The 3,814-nt window shown below is 54.7% G+C and carries 3 protein-coding genes; all 3 read left to right on the top strand.

All coding sequences use genetic code 11. The annotated features are described in order from the left end of the window. Window positions 1-400: outer membrane beta-barrel protein (locus C5O24_RS11620; protein WP_133165560.1), on the top strand; the 400-nt coding region annotated here is incomplete at its 5' end. Window positions 401-429: 29 nt separating this feature from the next. After that, window positions 430-2,136 carry a glutamine--tRNA ligase/YqeY domain fusion protein gene (locus C5O24_RS11615; RefSeq protein ID WP_107681868.1) on the top strand — a complete coding sequence of 569 codons (1,707 nt, stop codon included), beginning with the start codon at window positions 430-432 and terminating at the stop codon, window positions 2,134-2,136. 45 nt (window positions 2,137-2,181) lie between these two features. Continuing rightward, window positions 2,182-3,624, top strand: coding sequence for a tetratricopeptide repeat protein (locus C5O24_RS11610; protein WP_107036730.1), 1,443 nt, complete (start codon window positions 2,182-2,184; stop codon window positions 3,622-3,624). Window positions 3,625-3,814 lie beyond the last annotated feature (190 nt).

The following is a 3,814-nucleotide window of genomic DNA, read 5'->3' as shown; positions in this document are numbered from 1 at the left end:
CCGTTACTGCTACGCCAACATACCGGTGTTCATGTCGTTCAGATTCCATGTGCTGGGTCCGATCAGATGGAATGTCGATGCGGGGCTATTTTATCAGTACGGGCTTTCGGGATCTCAAAATCAGACCATTTTCAACTCCGTCATCAACGATCTCGGACAGCTCGTCCCGCGTGTGGTGAAGAGCAAACCGGATTATTTCAACAGCAAGGACACTTTTATCCATTCATACCGACGCAGTGACATCGGACTGCATTTCTCCACAGCCCTCCAGTTTGGCCGTCATTTCGCCATAGGGGCGCGTCTGCAGTTCGGATTCAAGAATGTAGCCCGCACCGACGGCATCGTATGCCCGCGCATTCACAACTATGACTTTCATGCCCTGGCGGCATATAAATTCTGAAACAACAACTTATCATCATCATTATCATTATGACTGAAGAAAAAGACATACAGCCGGCAGCTGAAACACGTGGCCTGAACTTCGTGGAACAGATCGTGGCCGACGATCTCCGCGAGGGTAAGAACGGCGGACGCCTCAACACACGTTTCCCGCCCGAGCCCAACGGCTACCTCCATATAGGCCATGCCAAGGCAATATGCATGGACTTCGGAGTCGCAGAGCGTTTCGGTGGCACTTGTAACCTCCGTTTTGACGACACCAATCCTGTAAAGGAGGATGTGGAATATGTCGACGCCATACGAGAGGATATCCACTGGCTCGGATTTGACTGGGGCGACCGCGAGTATTACGCCAGCGACTATTTCCCTCAGTTGTTTGATCTCGCATGCCGTATGATTAAGGAAGGTAAAGCCTATGTCGACGACCAGACCTCGGAAGAGATAGCCCGGCAGAAGGGAACGCCCACAGAGCCGGGGCAGGAGAGCCCCTACCGCAGCCGTACACCTGAAGAGAATCTTGATCTGTTCATGCGCAGGAATGCCGGTGAGTTCGACGAAGGAGCGCGTGTGCTGCGTGCCAAGATTGACATGGCATCGCCCAACATGCATTTCCGCGATCCGATCATGTACAGAATCATCAAGACTCCCCACCACCGCACCGGCGACAAATGGAAAGTCTATCCGATGTATGATTTCGCCCATGGTCAGAGCGACTATTTCGAAGGTGTTACCCACTCGATATGCACTCTGGAATTTGTGGTTCACCGCCCGCTTTATGAGTATTTCGTAAAGGAACTGGCCGATGAGTCGTACTGCCCGCGTCAGATCGAATTCAACCGCCTCAACCTGACCTACACTGTCATGTCGAAGCGCAAACTTCTGCAGCTTGTGCAGGAAGGCCTCGTCGACGGATGGGACGATCCGCGTATGCCGACAATATCCGGAATGCGCCGCCGCGGTTATACACCACGATCCATACGCAACTTTATCGACAAGATAGGCTACACCAAGTATGAGGCGCTCAACAGTGTGTCATTGCTCGAACATGCCGTGCGCGACGATCTCAACGCCATAGCCACACGCGGAATGGCCGTGATCAACCCCGTGAAGCTCATAGTCACAAACTATCCCGACGATCAGGTGGAGATGCTTTCGATGGACAACAATCCCGAGCAGCCCGATGCCGGCACACACACCATGCCGTTCAGCCGTGAGCTTTATATCGAGCGCGACGACTTCATGGAGAATCCTCCCAAGAAATTCTTCCGTCTGGCGCCTGACCAGGAAGTGCGCCTAAAAGGCGGCTACATAGTCAAGTGCACCGGCGTCAAAAAAGCCGACGACGGCACTATCGAGGAGATCTACTGCACGTATGATCCCGATACACGCAGCGGACTGCCCGGAAGCATGCGCAAGGTCAAGGGCACTCTCCACTGGGTGTCGGCTCGCCATGCCGTCGATGCTACCGTGAAGCTCTACGACCGTCTTTTCAGCGTGGAGAATCCTGCGGCCGAAACCGACCGCGATTTCCGCGAGCTGCTCAATCCCGATTCGCTTGTCACGGTAGAGGGAGTGAAGGTGGAGCCTTTCCTCGCCGAGAACGCCCGTCAGGGAGAGCATTTCCAGTTCCAGCGCATAGGCTACTTTACGCCCGACCGCTCGTCGACCCCCGACAATCTGGTGTTTAACCGCACCATTGCCCTCAAGGACAGCTGGGAGAAGGAGCAGAAAAAGTGAGCCGTCGCCATATCAACCCATTACTAAAACATCTTCTTCAGCCAGGTGAGCAGACTTGACGATCCACACAGCAGCTACAATGACGAACTGAAACGGCTTTACGACCGCTTTAAGGAAGAATCCGTGCAGCCCGACGCTTATTTCGATGAGGATGATCTGATCGAGATATTCGACTATGCCTCGGACATGGCCGACGACGCGACGCGTATCGACGTGTTGCTGGTCGGGGCGCGGCTCTACCCGTCGAGCGAGCCGCTGATGCAGCGTAAGGCGTGTCTGGTGTTTGATACATCGGGCGATGAATCGGCCCGCAGGGCTGTCGCGCCGGTAGCCGGCTCGGTCATCGGACGTCTGCTGGCGTTGCGTATCGACAAGCCGTCGCGTCAGCAGGCCCGCGAACGGCTCGAAAGCATCATAGATGGCGGATCAGATTTCGAGGACGAATGGATCATACAGCTTGTGCAGACCGCTTCGGAAATCGGGGAGTTCGCCTGGCTTGTAGAGTCGAAAGAACGCATTATGCGTCTGACCGACTACCCGCAGACATTTCTTTACGAGATGGTCGAGGTAGCCAAGGTCAACTACGATTATGGGGTGGCCATGACATGCGCCGAACAGCTGACCGATCTGGAGCCGTTCAACTGTGAATTCTGGGAAAATCTCGCAGAGATACAGATCGCGGCATCGAAGTTTGACGACAGCATCAATTCGGCCGATTACGCGCTGGCCATAAACCCCGAGTCGGTCAGAGCCATGATGCTCAAGGCTCAGGCACTCTACGAAATGTGCCGTCCATGTGAAGAGGTTGTGTCATGGCTCGACAAAGCTATAGAGGTGGAACCCGACGATCCGGCTCCGGCTCACTACAAGGCTCTGACACTCTATGCGGCCGGATTCGTGCCGATGGCTGTCGATGCTCTTGAAGCGTATCGTCGCCGACATCCCGATGATCTGCCGACAGTGGAGTATCTCAACACCATCACCGACGGTGCCATACCGGTCGACGTGATGATGGCGGCGATGGAAAAAGCCGCTGAGGGAAACGACGACTGGAATGCCAAAGCCGAAGAGCTGATACGCGCCGGACGTCATGGTGCGGCGGTCAATATGCTGGTGTCAAGCTTCAGACTGCATCAGATTCCGCCGGTTTCGGCTCTGTTTATCGAACTGTACGTATGCCGGCGATATAAGGAGCTTCAGGATTATATGGATATATCCGCCATAGCCGGATGGAATCTGCGTCTGCCCGAGCAGCTTGCCTACACGCTGTCGCTGCTCCGTACCGGTGCCGAGTCGCAGAAGGTGCTCGACTCGATCGCACGCACGGAATCGCTTCTTGACATCGGCAGCGACGATGATCGCTCCCTTAACGCTTCGCCGCTCGAAACAGCCGGCTACCGCGCGGTCACCGCGCAGATAAGACGCTCCCTGCTTTCAGGCGAGCAGGTGGATATCGACGCCATAGACCCTTTCCCGGTAATGAAGTGAAATCTATGAATCCATGCTTTCCCTGTCGTCGTGCGACATTTTTAACGCCGCTTCGCTGCAACAAAAGGCGAGCGGCGTTTGTTTTTTCTTAAAATCAATTCAAATTCATGAATCTATGAAAAAATATATGGCCGAGGGATTCGGCACAATGTTCCTCGTATTGATGGCCTGCGGCAGTGCCGTGCTCGCA

Origin of the sequence: Paramuribaculum intestinale (assembly GCF_003024925.1) — a bacterium.
GTDB lineage: Bacteria > Bacteroidota > Bacteroidia > Bacteroidales > Muribaculaceae > Paramuribaculum > Paramuribaculum intestinale.
This window is presented reverse-complemented; position numbering and strand designations above follow the sequence as displayed.

What these genes read in the sequence shown, in the direction of transcription:
- C5O24_RS11615 (WP_107681868.1), top strand. Translation starts at nt 430, where the DNA reads ATGACTGAAGAAAAAGACATACAGCCGGCAGCTGAAACACGTGGCCTG.